Annotated in this window: 11 protein-coding genes; 7 read left to right on the top strand and 4 right to left on the bottom strand. The window is 67.3% G+C overall.

Annotated features, from left to right (window positions below; genetic code table 11):
- Positions 1-111: 111 nt before the first annotated feature.
- Positions 112-756, bottom strand: a complete 645-nt coding sequence (locus AB0877_RS22070) for a maleylpyruvate isomerase N-terminal domain-containing protein (protein ID WP_366611083.1) — start codon at positions 754-756, stop codon at positions 112-114.
- 231 nt (positions 757-987) lie between these two features.
- Positions 988-2,451: a glycosyltransferase family 4 protein gene (locus tag AB0877_RS22075; RefSeq protein WP_366611084.1), complete on the bottom strand. Its 1,464-nt coding sequence runs from the start codon at positions 2,449-2,451 to the stop codon at positions 988-990.
- Between the two features lie 315 nt (positions 2,452-2,766).
- Between AB0877_RS22075 and glgX the strand changes: the two genes are divergently transcribed.
- From glgX to AB0877_RS22095, 4 genes are all read left to right on the top strand, one after another.
- Positions 2,767-4,884, top strand: a complete 2,118-nt coding sequence (glgX, locus tag AB0877_RS22080) for a glycogen debranching protein GlgX (RefSeq protein WP_366611085.1) — start codon at positions 2,767-2,769, stop codon at positions 4,882-4,884.
- Position 4,885: 1 nt separating this feature from the next.
- Positions 4,886-7,192: a malto-oligosyltrehalose synthase gene (gene treY / locus AB0877_RS22085; protein WP_366611086.1), complete on the top strand. Its 2,307-nt coding sequence runs from the start codon at positions 4,886-4,888 to the stop codon at positions 7,190-7,192.
- On the top strand, positions 7,189-8,913 hold the full coding sequence (gene treZ, locus AB0877_RS22090) for a malto-oligosyltrehalose trehalohydrolase (RefSeq protein WP_366611088.1): 1,725 nt from the start codon (positions 7,189-7,191) through the stop codon (positions 8,911-8,913). Before treY ends, treZ begins: the two co-directional genes overlap by 4 nt.
- A 440-nt stretch (positions 8,914-9,353) precedes the next feature.
- Positions 9,354-12,662, top strand: a complete 3,309-nt coding sequence (locus AB0877_RS22095; protein WP_366611090.1) for an AAA family ATPase — start codon at positions 9,354-9,356, stop codon at positions 12,660-12,662.
- A gap of 49 nt (positions 12,663-12,711) precedes the next feature.
- On the opposite strand, the gene AB0877_RS22100 is transcribed toward AB0877_RS22095, so the two are convergent.
- Both AB0877_RS22100 and AB0877_RS22105 read right to left on the bottom strand, forming a co-directional pair.
- A complete protein-coding gene (locus AB0877_RS22100; RefSeq protein ID WP_366611091.1) occupies positions 12,712-13,203 on the bottom strand; it encodes an NUDIX hydrolase in 492 nt (163 codons plus the stop codon).
- A 39-nt stretch (positions 13,204-13,242) separates the two neighbouring features.
- Complete coding sequence (locus tag AB0877_RS22105) at positions 13,243-14,601, bottom strand: hypothetical protein (protein ID WP_366611093.1); 1,359 nt, start codon at positions 14,599-14,601, stop codon at positions 13,243-13,245.
- A gap of 224 nt (positions 14,602-14,825) precedes the next feature.
- Between AB0877_RS22105 and AB0877_RS22110 the strand changes: the two genes are divergently transcribed.
- The 3 genes from AB0877_RS22110 (at position 14,826) to AB0877_RS22120 (ending at position 17,657) form a co-directional block, all read left to right on the top strand.
- On the top strand, positions 14,826-14,987 hold the full coding sequence (locus tag AB0877_RS22110) for a hypothetical protein (protein WP_366611094.1): 162 nt from the start codon (positions 14,826-14,828) through the stop codon (positions 14,985-14,987).
- Positions 14,974-16,218: a helix-turn-helix domain-containing protein gene (locus AB0877_RS22115; protein ID WP_366611096.1), complete on the top strand. Its 1,245-nt coding sequence runs from the start codon at positions 14,974-14,976 to the stop codon at positions 16,216-16,218. Before AB0877_RS22110 ends, AB0877_RS22115 begins: the two co-directional genes overlap by 14 nt.
- 119 nt (positions 16,219-16,337) lie before the next feature.
- Entirely contained in the window at positions 16,338-17,657 is a 1,320-nt protein-coding gene (locus AB0877_RS22120; protein ID WP_366611097.1) for a hypothetical protein, read from the top strand.
- Positions 17,658-17,672 lie beyond the last annotated feature (15 nt).

The following is a 17,672-nucleotide window of genomic DNA, read 5'->3' on the forward strand; positions in this document are numbered from 1 at the left end:
GTCCTGGCTTGACCGACTCGGTTTCCCGGAAGTCGGGGCATCGGCGGCCCTGGGATACCACGCCTTCACGGGACCCGAGTCGATCACGGTTGACTGTCGGCCGGGGCGGGGTCAGAAGGCGGAGATGTCCTGCGCCCGCTCGCTGCGACTCAACGCGCTGATCAGCGCGGACTGACCACGGCGGCGGACGGCCAGGCGGACCAGCAGGTCGCGAACGGGGTCGAAGACCTCCGCCGGGAACTCCGGTGTGGGCACCCCGACGCTCACCGCGAGGTCGTCGGAGTGGACCACGATCTCCAACTGGCGGGTGAGCAGGAAGTCACCGCGCCGCAGGGCCCACCCCTGCCACGGAATGGGTACGACGTCCCCAGCCGCGCCGCGTGCCAGCAGGATGCCCGCCTCCTCCAGCGCGGCGGCAGATCGGGCGTGCAGGGCGGCGGGGCCTCGGGTCGCGTCGGCTTCGTCGTCGCTCGCGGCGACCGAGGCTTCGTCCGGGGTTCCCTCGCTGACCCACGCGGCCCGCTCGTAGTGGTTGTCGGCCGACTCCAGCACCGGCAGATCGCTCGGCGTCGGCAGCAGCTCCGCCACCCGGACCGCCTGCCGCCCCAGGTGGCACGCCAGGCCGCCGATGGACAGGTGCGGCAGCACACTCGGAAGCGACCACTGCTCCGACACCTCGGGGCGGCGGATCAGGTCCAGCGCGATCGAGGCGGCAACCGGGAAGCTGGCATCAAGGGCGTCGGCAGGACGAGACATTCGCACATTCTGACAGGCCCCACCGACGAGCGCCGGGCGGCGAGGTGCGCCCGACAGGGCGAGATCGACTCGCGTTGCAGGAAGTCGGGGTGTCCCCGGCACTGGGACACCCCGACTTCAAGGAAACCGAGTCGATCAACCGCGCCGAGCCGGGCCCAGACCGGGCCGCGCCGGGCCCAGACCGGCCGAGACCGGGCCGGGCCCAGGCCAGACCAGACCGGGCCGGCTGGGTCAGCGCAGGCCGGCGGCGGCCAGCAGGTTGCCCTCGGGGAGCGCCGGGAGGGCGCGGCCCTGCGACATCCGCTGCTCGGCGCGCTCGGCGGTGAACGCGGCGTCGTGGTGGATGGCAGCGGCGTAGCTGGCGGCGGTGCGCTGGGCGATCGCGGCCCAGCCGTACTGGTCGTGGACCGTCCGGCGGGCGTTGCGGGCCATGACGCGGGCGCGGTCGGGGTCCGACAGGAGCGCGTCCACGGCGTCGGTGAGGCTGTCCGGGTCGTGCGGGCGGAAGGTCATCCCGGTGACGCCCGGCTCGACGATCTCGCCGAGGCCGCCGGTGGCGGCGACGGCCAGGGGAGCGCCGGCGGCGGCGCCTTCCAGGGCCACCATGCCGAACGGCTCGTAGATGCTCGGCACGGCGAAGCAGTCGGACGCGGCCATCAGCGCCGGCAGGTCGGTGCCGCCCAGGAAGCCCGGCATGGTGACCATGCCGCCCAGGCCGCGGCGGTGCACCTCGGCCTCCAACTCGGCCCGGTACGGGCCGTCGCCGGCGATCACGGCCCGCAGGCCGGGGTGCCGCTCACGCAGTCGGGGGAGCGCGGCGATCAGGTGCTGGACGCCCTTCTCGTACACGAGACGGCCGGCGAAGGTGACGAGCGGGCCGTCCCCGGCGAAGCGGGCGCGGGCGGCGGCCACGGCGCGGGCGGGTACCTGCCAGCGGTGCGGCTCGACGCCGTTGGCGACCACGTCGACCCGTCCGGCCGGTACGCCGAACAGCGCGTTGACCTCGTCGCGCATGTAGCCGGAGCAGACGATCACCCGGTTGGACTCGCTGCTGAGCCACTGCTCGACGCCGTGGATGGTGCGGTTCATCTCCTCCGGGAGCCAGCCCTGGTGCCGGCCGGCCTCGGTGGCGTGGATCGTGCTGACCAGCGGGATGTCCAGGTGGTCGCGCAACGTCATCGCGGTGTGCGCGACGAGCCAGTCGTGGGCGTGGATGACGTCGTACGAGCCGGCCTGGGTGGCGCGCAGGGCGGTGCGGGTGAGGGTGTGGTTGAACGCCATCGTCCAGGCCAGCAGCGAGTCGGTGGCGAGGGGGAAGGTCACCGGGTCTTCGGGGGCGCGCAGGATGCGCACACCGTCGGCGTACTCCTCCAGCGGTGCGCCCTCACTGTGCCGGGTGACGACGGTGACCTCGTGGCCGGCGGCGGCCAGGGCCACCGACAGGGCGTGCACGTGTCGGCCGAGGCCGCCGACGAGCACCGGCGGGTACTCCCAGGACAGCATGAGGATGCGACGGGTCTGCGGGGGCACCCCGGGGCCGGGCTGCGCCGGCACGACCGCGCCGGGCTGCGCGGACAGGCCGGACGGCGCGGGAAGACCGGGCTGGGTCGGGAGCTGGGGCCGGGAGGTCAGGGTGGGCCGGTGGGCCCGGTCCTTGGTGGCAGCGAGCTGCTCGTCGACCCGCAGGGTCGTCACATCAATCTCCGTCCATGCATGGTGGTGCGCGCCGGCGTCGGTGGCGGCGGAGCGAGAGGTGTAAGGGGTGGCCGAGGGCCTGGCGGGCACGCGCGAACGCTTGTCCCCGATCAAGGAAAGTCCATCGGGCCCGAGAACGCACCTCGAAAAGGGCCATCGTGACGGAGGACACCCGAGTGGTGTTGCCCGCTCAGACGGGTGGTTTCCGGGCACCGCCTGGAAGGATGGATTGGCGCGCCCGGGTCGGGGGCACTACCTGCTGGCGCGCGGGCGGTCTCGGCCGGTGCGCACATCACCATGGGTTGAAGGAGCGACATGCAGGTCTGGCCGGGCGAGCGGTATCCCCTTGGCGCCACCTACGACGGGATGGGCACCAACTTCGCCATCTTCTCCGAGGTGGCCGAGCGGATCGAGCTGTGCCTCTTCGACGAGTGGGACACCGGCGCGGAGCGCCGCGTCGAGCTGCGCGAGGTGGACGCGTACGTGTGGCACGCGTACCTACCGGGCATCGAGCCGGGGCAGCGCTACGGCTACCGGGTGCACGGCCCGTACGACCCTGCGAACGGGTTGCGCTGCAACCCGCACAAGCTGCTGATCGACCCGTACGCGAAGGCCATCGACGGTGACGTGACGTGGGACCCGGCGGTCTACGACTACGACATGGACGCCCCGGAGCGGATGAACGAGACCGACTCGGCGCCGTTCATGCCGAAGTCGGTCGTGGTCAACCCGTACTTCGACTGGGGCAACGACAAGCCGCCGCGCACCCCTTACCACCACTCGGTGATCTACGAGGCGCACGTGCGCGGGCTGACCATGCGGCACCCGGACATCCCGGAGGAGCTGCGCGGCACGTACGCGGGGATCGCCTCCCCGCCGATGATCGACTATCTGACCCGGCTCGGGGTGACGGCGATCGAGCTGATGCCGGTGCACCAGTTCATCCACGACAACCGCCTCGACGACCTGGGGCTGCGCAACTACTGGGGTTACAACACCATCGGCTTCTTCGCCCCGCACCACGGCTACTCGGCGCTGGGCCGCCTCGGCCAGCAGGTGCAGGAGTTCCGGGGCATGGTCAAGGCGTTGCACGCGGCCGGCATCGAGGTCATCCTCGACGTGGTCTACAACCACACCGCCGAGGGCAACCACCTCGGGCCGACGTTGAGCTTCAAGGGCGTGGACGCGCCGAGCTACTACCGGCTCAGCGAGGAGGACCGGCGCTACTTCGTCGACTACACCGGCACCGGCAACAGCCTCAACGTGCGCAGCCCGCACTCCCTGCAACTGATCATGGATTCGCTGCGCTACTGGGTGACCGAGATGCACGTCGACGGCTTCCGGTTCGACCTCGCCGCCACCCTGGCCCGCGAGTTCTACGAGGTGGACCGCCTCTCCACCTTCTTCGAGGTGGTCCAGCAGGACCCGGTGGTCAGCCGGGTGAAGCTGATCGCCGAACCGTGGGACGTCGGCCCCGGCGGCTACCAGGTGGGCAACTTCCCGCCGCTGTGGACGGAATGGAACGGAAAATACCGCGACACCGTGCGGGACTTCTGGCGCGGCGAGCCGGCCACCCTCGCCGAGTTCGCGTCGCGCATCTCCGGCTCCGCCGACCTCTACCAGGACGACGGCCGCCGACCGTTCCACAGCATCAACTTCGTCACCGTGCACGACGGGTTCACCCTCAACGACCTGGTGTCGTACAACGACAAGCACAACGAGGCCAACGGCGAGGACAACCGGGACGGCGAGAGCCACAACCGCTCCTGGAACTGCGGGGTCGAGGGCGACACCGACGACGAGGCGGTCCTCGCGCTGCGGGCCAAGCAGCGGCGTAACTTCCTGGCCACCATGATGCTGTCGCAGGGCGTGCCCATGATCGGCCACGGTGACGAGTTGGGCCGCACCCAGCGCGGCAACAACAACGTCTACTGCCAGGACAGCGAGCTGTCCTGGGTCGACTGGGACAACGTCGACGAGCAGCTGCTGGAGTTCGTGCGCACGCTCACCGCGTTCCGCAAACGTCACCAGGTGTTCCGGCGTCGCCGATTCTTCACCGGCCTGCCGGTGAACGGGCGCGGCATCGACGAGCCGCTGCCCGACCTGGCCTGGCACACCCCGGACGGGCGGGAGATGACCGGCGAGGACTGGGGCAACGACTTCGGCCGTTCGGTGGCGCTCTTCGTCAACGGCGAGGGCATCCGCGAGCGCGGCCAGTACGGCCAGAAGCACCACGACGCATCGTTCCTGCTGTGCTTCAACGCCCACGACGCGCCACTGGACTTCACCATGCCCGGCAGCGAGTACGGCCAGAAGTGGGAACGGGTGATCAGCACCGCCGAACCCGAGCCGGACGACGCCACGATGATCAGCGCGGGCGGCACCATCCGGGTGCCGGACCGGTCCCTCGTCGTGCTGGAGAGGATGATCTGACATGCCGGCCACCCCTCCCAAGGCCACCTACCGGATCCAGGTCCGCCCCGGCTTCGACCTCGACGCCACCGCCGCGATCGTCGACTACCTGGACGACCTCGGCGTCAGCCACCTCTACAGCGCCCCGCTGCTGACCGCCACCCCTGGCTCGCAGCACGGCTACGACGTGGTCGACCACCGGGCGGTCAGCCCGGAACTGGGCGGGGAGGCCGCCCGGCAGCGGCTGCTGGCCGCCCTGCGTGACAGGGGGCTCGGCCTGGTCGTCGACATCGTGCCCAACCACGCCGGGGTCGCCGTCCCGGCTGCCAACCCGGCGTGGTGGGACGTGCTGCGCCGGGGGCGCGACTCGTCGTACGCCGACTGGTTCGACATCGACTGGGACCGGGGCCGGCTGCTGCTGCCGGTGCTCGCCGACGACCCGGCCGCCCTGGACGACCTCAAGCTCGTCGACGGGGAGTTGCGCTACCACGAGCACCGCTTCCCGGTCGCCGACGGCACCGGCGACGGCACCGCCCGGGAGGTCCACGACCGGCAGCACTACGCGCTGATCTCCTGGCGGCGCGGTGACGCCGAGCTGACGTACCGCCGGTTCTTCGCCATCGCGGGCCTGGCGGGCCTGCGCGTGGAGGACCCGGCGGTCTTCGCCGCCACCCACGAGCTGGTCCTGCGCTGGGCCGCCGCCGGGGAGGTCGACGGCATCCGGGTCGACCACCCCGACGGTCTGCGCGACCCGGCCGGGTACCTGGCCCGCCTACGGGAGGCCGCACCGGACGCCTGGCTCGTGGTGGAGAAGATCCTGGAGTACGGCGAGGAGCTGCCGGACTGGCCGGTGGACGGCACCACCGGCTACGACGCCCTGGCCATGGTCGGTGGGCTCTTCATCGACATCGACGCCGAGGGCGACTTCACCGTGCTGGACACCCACGTGACCGGCCGGCACACCTCCTGGGAGGACCTGACCCACGCCACCAAGCTGGCCGCCGCGACCCGGCTGCTCGCCGCCGAGCTGACCCGGCTGGCCGCCCTCGCCCCCGAGGTGCCGACCGAGCAGGCCCGCGCGGCGCTCGCCGAGCTGGCCGCCGCGTTCGCCGTCTACCGCGGCTACCCGCCGCACGGCGCCAGACTGCTCGCCGCCGCCCGCTCCGAGGCCGGTCGCCGTCGCCCCGACCTGGTCGGCGCCCTGGACCAGGTGACCCGCCGGCTGCGCAACCCCGACGACGAGCTGGGCATGCGGTTCCCGCAGCTCACCGGCGCGGTGATGGCCAAGGGCGTGGAGGACACCGCCTTCTACCGGTGGACCCGGTTCGTGGCGCTCAACGAGGTCGGCGACAGCCCGGTCCGCTTCGGCGTGCCACCCGCGGAGTTCCACCGCTTCGCCACCGCCCAACAGGTCCGCTGGCCGGCCAGCATGACCACCATCTCCACCCACGACACCAAACGGGGTGAGGACGTCCGCGCCCGCCTCGCCGTGCTCAGCGAACTGCCGGGCCGCTGGGCGGAGCAGGTCAAGAGCTGGATGGAGTACGCGCCGCTGCCCGACCCGGCGTTCGCCCACCTGCTCTGGCAGACCGCCGTGGGCGCGTGGCCGATCGAACGCGAGCGGCTGCACGCGTACGTGGAGAAGGCCGCCCGGGAGGCCGGGGCCTCGACCAGTTGGGCCGACCCGGACCCGGCCTTCGAGCAGGCGCTGCACGACGTGGTCGACCGGATGTACGACGACCCGAGCCTGCACGACGAGCTGACCGAACTCGCCGCCGCGATCACCCCGGCCGGCTGGTGCAACTCGCTGGGGCAGAAGCTCATCCAACTCACCATGCCCGGCGTGCCGGACACCTACCAGGGCACCGAGCTGTGGGACAACTCCCTGGTCGACCCCGACAACCGCCGCCCGGTCGACTTCGACGTACGCCGAGAGATGCTGGCCCGCATCGACGGCGGCTGGCGTCCCCCGGTGGACACCGACGGAGCGGCGAAGCTGCTCGTCGTGTCGCGGACCCTGCGGTTGCGCCGGGCGCACCCGGAGCTGTTCACCACCTACCGGCCGGTCCCGGCGCAGGGGCCGGTGAGCCGGCACGCGGTGGCCTTCGACCGGGGCGGGGTGATCGCCGTGGCGACCCGACTGCCGCTCGGGTTGGCACGCGCCGGCGGGTGGTGTGACACAGCCCTGTCACTTCCCGTTCACGAGATGAAGGACCTGTTCACCGGGCGGGTCTACAGTGGCGGAGAGACGCCGCTGGACACCCTCCTGGCCGATTACCCCGTTGCTCTGCTGGCTCCTCCCACCGCTGCCGAGGAGGCCGTTTCATGACCGAATTCTCCGTCTGGGCACCGGACGCCACGCGGGTGCGACTGCGCCTGGAGGGCGACACCGACCACGAGATGCACGCCGCCGCCGACGGCTGGTGGCAGGTCGACGTGCCCGACGCCGGCTCCGACTACTCCTTTCTGCTGAACGACGACGAAACCCCACTGCCCGACCCCCGGTCCCCGTGGCAGCCTGCGGGAGTGCACGGGCCGAGCCGCCGATACGACCATCTTGCGTTCCAGTGGAGTGATTCCTCCTGGACGGGCCGGCAGCTGCCCGGAAGCATCCTCTACGAGCTGCACATCGGCACCTTCACCCCGGACGGCACCTTCGACGCGGCAATCGACCGCCTCGACCATTTGGTGACCCTCGGTGTCGACCTGATCGAGCTGCTCCCGGTCAACGCCTTCAACGGCGAACACAACTGGGGGTACGACGGCGTCTGCTGGTACGCCCCCCACGAGCCCTACGGCGGCCCCGACGGCCTGAAACGGTTCGTCGACGCCGCCCACGCCCGCGGGATGGGGGTGATCCTCGACGTTGTCTACAACCATTTCGGGCCCTCCGGGGCCTACGCGCCGCAGTTCGGTCCGTACCTGGCAGAGCAATCGAACTCCTGGGGCCGCTCGGTCAACCTGGACGGGCCGCACTCCGACGAGGTGCGCCGCTACATCATCGACAGCGTGCTGATGTGGCTGCGCGACTACCACGTCGACGGGCTGCGGTTGGACGCCGTGCACGCCCTGCACGACTCGCGGGCTGTTCCTCTGCTTGAGGAGTTGGCGGTCTCCGTCGAGTCGCTGTCGACGCACCTCGGGCGGCCGTTGTCGCTGATCGCCGAATCCGACCTCAACGACCCGCGGCTCATCACTCCTCGGGAGGCTGGTGGGTTCGGGCTGCACGCCCAGTGGAACGACGACGCCCACCACGCGCTGCACACGCTGCTGACGGGGGAGCGGCAGGGCTACTACGGCGACTTCGGCTCGTTGGAGACGCTGTCGGACGTGCTGACCGGTGGGTTCTTCCACGCGGGGACCTGGTCCAGCTTCCGGAACCGGCACCACGGGCGGCCGCTGGATTCGCGGGTGCCTGGGCATCGGCTTGTCGCGTACCTGCAGAACCATGACCAGATCGGGAACCGCGCCACCGGGGATCGGATTTCGGCTTCTCTCTCGCCTGCGCTGCTGCGGGTTGGCGCTGTGCTGCTGTTGACGGCTCCGTTCACTCCGATGCTGTTCATGGGTGAGGAGTGGGCTGCCTCCACGCCGTGGCAGTTCTTCACCTCGCACCCGGAGCCGGAGCTGGCTTCTGCGGTGCGGACTGGGCGGCGGCGGGAGTTCGCGTCGCACGGGTGGCCGGAGGGGGACGTGCCGGACCCGCAGGACCCGGAGACGTTCACGCGGTCGCGGTTGGACTGGGCCGAGCTGGACAAGCCCGATCATGCGTCGATGCTGTCGTTCTACCAGCGGTTGATTGCTCTGCGGCGCTCGACTCCAGACCTGTCGGATCCTCGGATGCACGAGGTGTCGGTGCAGCACGGGGACCAGTTCCTGGTGATGCGGCGCGGGGACACGCTGGTTGTGGCGAATTTTGCTGGGCGGGGGCAGGGGGTGTCGTTGCCAGGGGTGGCGCGGCGGGTGCTCCTGGCCACGGGGGAGGGCGTCACCGTGATGCGGGACCGGATCCAGTTGCCAGCGGAGACTGCGGCGATCGTGGCGCTCTGAATTGCCCGCACACGGCAGTCGGCCTGACGTGTTGACGTAACCGTCCAGCTTGCGCCGGTATTCGCCACTCTCAGCACGATGGCCGAACTCTTCCTCACCAGTTTGTGGCTGACGCCTTGCCAAGAACAGCACGGCAGAGTGCGCCGCTAGCAACACCTGCAGTACGGATGGGGACTGGGCCCCCAGCCGCCAACTCGTCCCACCTCCGCGAGGCACTACTAGCCTCAGACCCCGGCTAAGCGCGGACGCACGGGGCGAGGACGGGCAGGCCAGACTGGACGCTGGTCACACGTGAGGCGGTGCCGCAGCCTAGGGACGCGACACCCTCTCAGCGGCAGGACAAGACGAGACCGTCGCTAGGCAGACTACGGCCAAGCGCTCTATGGACGCGCCCACGCCCTGCCCTGCATTCGAAACCGAGCATAGTTCACGATTGCTGCGTGGCGAAGGTGTGCTATGAAGGCTGCACCGACCCCGAGCATTGGCGGCTCTTCATGAGATACAACCCAAGCATGACTTATGCGGGCGCTCTCAAGATTCTGGGGAAACACGATCACCCACATCTCGAACGCATCAATGCACTTATCGGTGGAATTATTCTGCTTAGCCCGCTCGCGCCTGTCGCATGGCTCCGCGGACTGTGGGGACTTGTTGACCAGAAAAACGAAGCAGTCGCCAACGTGCGCCAACTTCTGGATGCTGGCTTTAACCGTTTGCTAAAGACGGGCGGCCTCGAAAGATATGACCTCATTGCGGCATCGCATACAACCCTCGTCGGCTGCGCATTCTTCGACGTGTTGCGGGAAAGCGTCGATAAGAAGGACTACGCTTCTCTCAAGATTACCTTCGAGGAAAAGATTAATCTTACGGCCGGCACGGATGGCTTGTTAGTGCAACCAGTCTTGGAGCGGCTTCTTCGAAGCCCGACTCCGATTCCGTCTGCGTCAGTTGGCTACTACGAGAACCTCGATCGAATACAACATCATTTCTCTCTCATGGCAACCGAGCTGCAGCGCTTCATAGCTCACCTGGCACAGTCTGCTGGCCAAGAGCGCCTGATCAGAACATTCGACAACTTAGAACGGCGCGACCGTATCGTGTTCGCTGCTTTGGAACGGTACAAGTCGCACTACGTTAAGATTGCCGCCGAGGTGCCGGAGTTTTTTGTCTGGGCAATGCTCGGCGAACATTCCTCTACTCGCAAGGAGATCGCAGTCTTGCGAGAGGAGGTCGCGCTGGCATTTGACTCCCAATCAAGGGCTCTTGCCTCGACGCAAGCGCTTCTCGCTACAGTGTCGATCACCAATTCACCACAAGATCGGACAGCCCGTCAAGCGCTGATGAATGCGTCACGGGGTCTCCTTCGTGAACCCATCGTTCCAGCGGATGCCTTTCACGGCCTGGATGATATTATCTTCCCGGCGGTCGAGGAAATTTACGTCGAGCCGCAGTTCAGGCATGCAATATTTGATAGAGAAAGCCAACCCGCCAACGATAACTGGTGGCAAGGCGTTCCGCTCTCGAGCAATCTAAGTATCTTCTTGGCAGCGCACTTGATGTCCCCGACGAGTGCGAGCTTTCCACTACTGCTCCTCGGTCACCCGGGGGCAGGGAAGTCGCTGTTAACGAAGGCTTTGGCCGCTCGCATCCCATTTGATTCATATACGGTCGTTCGCGTCGCTTTGCGTCGTGTCGACGCGACGGCACCTGTATATCACCAAGTTCAGCAGGCATTAGACGAGATTACCCATGGCCGGACCGACTGGCCAACCCTCGTCGAGCAGAGCAAGGAAACGGTCCGCGTAGTATTGCTGGACGGGCTCGACGAGCTACTACAAGCTACCGCGAATGACCGCGCCGGCTACCTCCAGGAAATCATGGAATTCCAGCAACGGGAAGCCGACCAGCATCATCCGGCTGTGGTAATTGTAACGAGCAGGACCGTTGTGACGGATAACGTCCGCATCCCTCGAGGTTTGCCGATCGTCCGGCTAGAGGAGTTCGACGACAATCAAGTCAAGACTTGGTTGCAGACGTGGCGGCGGGCGAATCAAGCCCATATTGAGGACGGGACGGTGGGAGAACTTAGCGCCGAAGTCGCTCTAGGTTATCCGTCCCTCGCCCGTCAGCCGCTCCTACTGCTCATGCTTGCCCTGTATGCTGCTGATCCCCAAGCCCCCATCCTGGCTCGAAAATTGTCGACGACTGCGCTATACGAGCGTTTACTGACGAACTTCGTTCGTCGCGAAGTCTTGAAACAGCTACAGGGCCGACGAAGTGAGGAAGTTGACGATGCAGTCCATGCACAGTTGTGGAGGCTAGGAGTTACAGCGTTCGGGATGGTCAATCGAGGTCGGCAAGATATTGCCGACAATCGGCTTGGGGACGACCTTGTAGCCTTGAGCGAGCCGGGTGCCCTTCGTGCCGACTCCCAGGGCATCCCTCGCGAGCAAATTGGTCAGCAGACAATCGGTAGATTCTTCTTTGTCTACGCGGCAGAGGCGAACGTTCATAGGTTGGACGGAGTTCGCCGGTCCTACGAATTCTTGCACGCCACATTTGGCGAGTACCTCGTGGCCAAATTCACCGTTCAGATGCTCCAGCAACTCGCGCCGGTGAGAGCAGAATACGGGGCACTGCCAGGTCAAGTTGCGGATGATAACTTGCTGTACGCGCTGCTTAGTCATCATCCGCTATCAGTGCGACAAAGCATTTTGGAATTTGTGTCCGAGATTTCCGCTTCTGGCGCCGAGTTGGCTCCTATTCAGGGCGTCATCGACATGCTGATAGGCTCTAGTCGCCAGCGCCGCATAAACCCGATCTACGCCTCGTACCAGGCATCGTCTAAAGACGAGATCCGTCGCCTTGCGGCTTACTCGGCCAACCTCCTCCTGCTGCGCGTTGCTGTCTCGGTCTCATATGTGCCGATCGATCAAATCGCTCCCGCCGAAACGGCAGCCGGAGATTGGTGGGAATCAACCGTCAATCTTTGGCGGGCGGGACTTGATCCATCCGGTTGGACGTCTCTTCACGACGCGCTCGATGTTCGGCCAGACCCGCTTTCTGTCGGGCGTCGTCTTCGTGGTTCTCCCGTCTCCCCCCACATCGCCTACTTCCGCCTGATCGGCGACAGGGAGGCGGAGGCCGACCTTCGTGCTGGTTTGGCACTACACACGGGCATTCATCCTGACAACGACGGCCACAATGACTACGGTGTCTTGGCGAGCCTACTCGCGGAGGGCTTCGCCCAGCCGTCGGAATTTTCGTCGGTCCGCCTAAAGCACCTGTCTGAGGCACGCGTAGCTCCGGCGGGCATCAGAGGAGAAAACCTCTGTCGTGTGATAGGGAACTACCTCTACCTCCACTCGGTGGCTACAAAGCTTGACGACATTGCTGTGCTGGTTCGTCTTTGTCTAGAGAATCGTCCCCCACATTCCCCCGTTCCGGAACTTGCCATTCCCGTAGCTATTCATCCGCAACTTGTTCAACATTTTAGTGAATTGAGGGACCCTTCGATCTATATTGGAAGTTCCGCCGAAGTGCCGATTTGGGTGTCGCTGGTTTTTGCTGCAGCCGCTTCCAACCCCGCGCTCTTGCCCAGTGACAGTGAAATGTTGGAAAGCTTCGCCGAAGCCGCTGCCACATCGGCCGGTTTTAGTAGGCAGCGCGTCAGTTCAGCCGAAGATGCAATGAGGTGGGTTCGTTATCTTTTGAGAATCGATCAGGTTATTCCCAACCGTTCCAACTGAGTGCAGGCCCGACCTGCGGCTAGGATCTTCGTCAGTGATTACGGTAACGTCATCGTTCATTGGAGGTAGCCGAACCGCTAGCAAGGTATATTGCGGCGCGTCGTTCACGGGCTCGCATTGCCGCATGAACTCGTGTAGCGACATTGCTGGGAAGTCGCTGCTCTGCCTCATCGCACGAAAAAAAGGCAACCTCCTCCAACTCTTGCCTGGGTAAAGTGAAGTTGTCGAGGTTGGCAATAGACCCGCAGTCGAACGTGAAGCTGATGATCGCCCTCGGCCGCTGTCCGGCGGAGGGCGCCCAGTCGACTACTAGAAGGTCGCCTACCGCGACAGCGATCCCTAACTCCTCTCGGATCTCGCGCGCGCACGCATCGTGTGGGTACTCGCCCTCGTCCACGTACCCGCCTGGGAATGCCCAGTAGTCGCGGTATGTGGGCTTTACGAGAAGCACGTTGCCAGTTGGGCCCGTGATGAAGGCCGCGGCTGCGGCGTAGAAGGAGGCCAAGTTGGCGTACCAGGTGGTGGGCTCCGTCCAGGTCACTCGGTGAGGCTAGCGGACAGGCCTCGCGGTGCTCACGATCTACGTGACGGCCGAAATGGTTCTGAGGGCATGCAGGACTCCTTTGACCTGCGGTGATGCCTGGTTTGGTCCCAGCACGGAGGCGAGTTCGCGGATGCGCTGTTGAAAACGGGCTGACTGGATGCCCGTAGGGTGCTGCGCTAGCCTCCGGCCCCAGTTGCAGGCGGCGTCGGTATCTCCAGCACGGGCATGAGTTAAGGCGACGAGGGCGGTGTGTAGGGCACGGGTTCGGGTGTTCTGGCTGCTGAGAGCGAGCGCATCAGGTGCGTGGCGAAGAGCCTGCCTGTACAGATGCAGGTCGCCAAGGCACCTCAGCGCGGCACCAGCCAGGTGAGCTGGGCTGAAGTAGCCGACCCAACGCGGGCCAGATTCTGTGCCAGCCCGATCGATAGCACGCTCAGCCTTGGTTAGTGCGAGCTGGCAGGCGCGTCGCTCGCCTGACTGTCCGTACGCGGTAGCGGCGGTGGCGTGTAGCCGAGCGCGGACGGCGGCGGGTGCACGGCCGGCACCGTCAATGGCTGCTTCGACAAGCCGGGCCGCCTCCCGGGCGTGCCCTAAGAACACGGCCTGGGTGGCGAGGTTGGCCAGCAGGTGAGCGCCGTACAGGCGATCATCAGCGGCCTTGGCGAGCCGCAAGCCGAGGACCGCATGCTGTTGTGCGATGGCTTGCTCGCCTGCGTCATACGACATAAAGGCGAGTTGGCCGGAGAGTGTTGCCGCCGCGCGCATGAGGTCGCGTCCCACGACATCGGTGTAGGTGCCTCGCAGCATGGGCGCGACCTGACGTACGAGGAAATCGGCCATGACGGCACGAGTGCGCGGAGAGCCGCTGCCGTGACATCGGTCGAGATCGGTGAAGTGGTCCGCCAGTGCGTACAGCGATTGAACGTCGGTGGGCGTGACTTGCTGCCGGCCGGATCGATTGACCGCCTCGTCGGGCAGGTCATAGCGCCAACTGAGTGCGGCCTGGAGGGTCTTGCCGCTGTCGAACGCTCCGCTGGAATGCTGTTCGAGGTGCTTGGAGAGCCTCATCCAGATCTGCTCGGCGGTGTCGATCGCACCATCGACGGACGCAGGGTAAGCACACGTTCCAATGCTGTCGGCTGCGCCGAACCCCAACTCCGTCTCGGCGACTAAGCGACCGAGCTTGCGGGCCAATGTCTCGGCCATGGCGGCTCGGACGTGCTCGCCAGGCCGACGACCGCGCAGCCACCAATAGACGCTGGCGGCGTCATACCGCCATGCACCCTGATTGCGGCCGGCGTGATTGAGCTGGCGAGCAAAGGCGGCGTGTGCGTTGCCGTAGCCGGCGGCCCGAAGCAGTCCTTCGAACGCCGCGTTCGTCACCGGTCGCGCCATCGCTTCACCTCCAGGCTTCAGCCGACTACTTCTAGTGACGAGCCTATGGGTTGACCCGATCCTATGGGGACCGGCGCAACCCCGCGCAACCCACGTCCTGCGCAGCGCAATGGGACGCATCGGTTGCCATCTGGCCTATAGCCGAGCAGCCGGCTTCGCTGATTAAGAAAGTTCATGGGCGACGGCGGAGATCAGTCCGTCGTGCTCAAACGACGGAGGTGGGCGTGCAAGGCGACGAGGCGTCGAGCAAAGGCGAGCAATCGGAGGCGGCCGAGCGGCAGGCTGCCAAACAGCGCATTCTCGATCAGGCCGAGGCGGAGCGCGTACCCGTGCAGGACACGACCCGCGCGGTCCCGGACCGGCGGTGGCGGCGTGACCAGCGATGACGTCCCGATCGGGCGTCGGGTGGCCCGGTGGCGGGTGCGCCGGTCGATGACGCAGCAGATGCTCGCCGACCGGCTGCGCAGGTCGAAGAGTTGGGTGGACAAGATCGAGCGGGGTGCCCGCACCCTGGACCGGTACTCGGTGATCCAGGAGGTGGCTCACGTCCTGCGGGTGGAGCCGGAGGTGCTGCTCGGCCAGCCGCGGAGCACTCCGGCGGGCACGCCGGGCGGGGTCGACGACATCCGGGCCGCGCTTGCCCGCTACGACATCCCGGAGGCTCCGCCGCAGACGGACGAGCTGAGACGCCAGGTCGGGCATGCCTGGTTGAGCTTCCAGCACGCGCACTACGGGCAGTTGGTGCGGGTGGTGCCGGGTCTGCTCGATGCCGCTCGGGCCGCGCAGAGGGCAGAGGCGCTGGTGCAGGCGTACCGGATCACGTCGTCGCTGCTGGTGAAGCTCGGCGAGGCCGACCTGGGCTGGCTGGCCGCCGACCGGGCGATGACCGCTGCCGGCGACGACAGGCTCCTCGCGGCGGCAGCGGCCATCTCGGTGGGCCAGGCCCTCCGGGCGCAGGACCGCGACCGCCTGGCCCTGGCCGCGCTCCTCCCCGCCGCCAACCGCGTCCTACCACCGTCAGCCCACTTCTGTGATCAAGAGGTTTGCGGCGCTTGTGGAGATCAAACGTGCCGCAAACGTCTTGATCACGAAGGCGGGAGCGAGGGGGAGGGGCAGGGCGGGCATCGGGGTTGGGCGGTGGGTGGGACGTTGCTGGTGCAGGCGACGCTGGCTGCCGCCGGATGCGGCGAGCACCGCCGCGCCGACGAGCTGATTGACCGGGCCGCGGGGGTCGCCGCCAGCCTGAGGGGGTACGACGACACGCACCGCACATGCTTTGGGCCGGTCGCCGTCGAGTTGGCCCGGGTTCTCATTGCGGCACAACGGGGTGACGCCGCAGAGGCGCTACGGCGGCACTCAAGCGTGGTGCGGCGGGAGGGGTGGCGGCGGTTGCCGGCCGAGTACCGGGGTGCGTACCTGGTCGACGTCGCGCGGGCGTACCTGCACCTGGGCGACGTGCGCGGGGCGGCGCGCGCCCTGGTGGACGCGGACAGTATCGCGCCGGCTGAGGTTCGGTGCCGGGCGTCGGCGCGTACCGTCATCGCGGATGTCGCCCGCGCGCAGCCGGCGCCGGCCGGTGTGGCGCGACTGGCGACGCTGGTCGGCCTGACCCGGTGACCGTCCCGAGGAGCGCGGCCCTGACCGGTGCGCGTCAACCGGCCGAAGGGTGCTGTCAGTTCACCGCGATGCCGTCACGGGACATCATCGGCGGCCCTGGCTCGCTAGGCTCTGCGGCCATGCGTACCCTTCGATCGGTCCGTGCCCTGGTGGCGGTCACCGGCGTGTCCGCCCTGCTTCTGATGCCGGTGCCCGCTGTCGCGGCCGAGCCGGGTGCGATCGCCCTGGTCGATGCGGCAACCGATGGCACCCCCGGCAACGGCGGGGTCGGCGGCTCGGACATCTCCGACGACGGCAGGTACGTCGCCTTCGCCTCCACCTCGGACAACCTCGTCCCTGGGGACACGAACGAGAACACGGACATTTTCGTCCGCGACACGGAGACCGGCACCACCACCCTGGTCAGCGGTGGCCTGGACGGGCAGCCGGCCAACAACGGGGCCGAGTACACCGCAGCGATTTCCGGTAACGGCCGGTACGTGGCCTTCACGTCCTACGCGTCGAACCTCGTGCCCGGCGACACCAACAACGAAGTCGACGTCTTCGTGCACGACCGCCAGACCCTGTTGACCACTCGGGCCAGCGAGTTCGCGGGTGGGCGGCAGATTCGGGGCATCAGCAGCAGTGCCACCATCTCCGACAACGGCCGTTACACCGCGTTCATCGTCACCTCGTTCACCGGCGACCTGGACGACCAGGGCCTCCGGCTCTACGGGCAGGTGGCGTACGTCCACGACTCGCAGCTCGGCAGGACCACACGGGTCAGCCTGCAGGCCGACGGCGGCACGAACCTCTCGGCGTTCCAGGTCGTCATCTCGGGCAGCGGGCGGCGGGTGGCGTTCAGCGGGTACGGCGACTGGGTCGGCGACGGCGGCACGAACGCTGGCGTCTTCGTTCACGACCTGTCATCCGGCGCGACGGTCCGGGCCAACCTGCCGGCCACCGAGGGCGAATTCCGCAGTGGATCGAGCCCGAGCATCAGTAGGGACGGCACCACGGTGTCATGGGAGTCGTACGAGCCGTACGTGCTGGCGGACACCAACGAGGCGGGCGACGTCTACGTCCGCGACCTGATCGCCGACACCACAGTGCTGGTGAGCGCCAGCCGCGGAACCGCGGGTGCGGGCAACAACTACAGCACGTCCGGTCGACTGGCGGCCGGCGGTCGTTACGTGTCCTTCTACTCCTCCGCCTCTGACCTCGTTCCCCGCGACGGCAACGGCGTCGGCAGCGACGTCTTCGTGCGGGACCTCAACACCGGTCGGACGACGGCGGTGAGCACCACCGCCGCCGGGGCGACCGGCAACGGTGAGAGCTTCGACGGAGTCACCTCTGCCAACGGGAGCCGGATCGTCTTCAGGTCCAGCGCGACCGACCTGGGGGTCGACCCGGGCGACGGTCACGAACACCTCTTCGTGCGCTGCCTGCGCAACTGCTGACCAACAAGAGTTCGC

Source organism: Micromonospora sp. NPDC047644 (assembly GCF_040704315.1).
In the GTDB taxonomy this organism is placed as follows: Bacteria; Actinomycetota; Actinomycetes; order Mycobacteriales; family Micromonosporaceae; genus Micromonospora.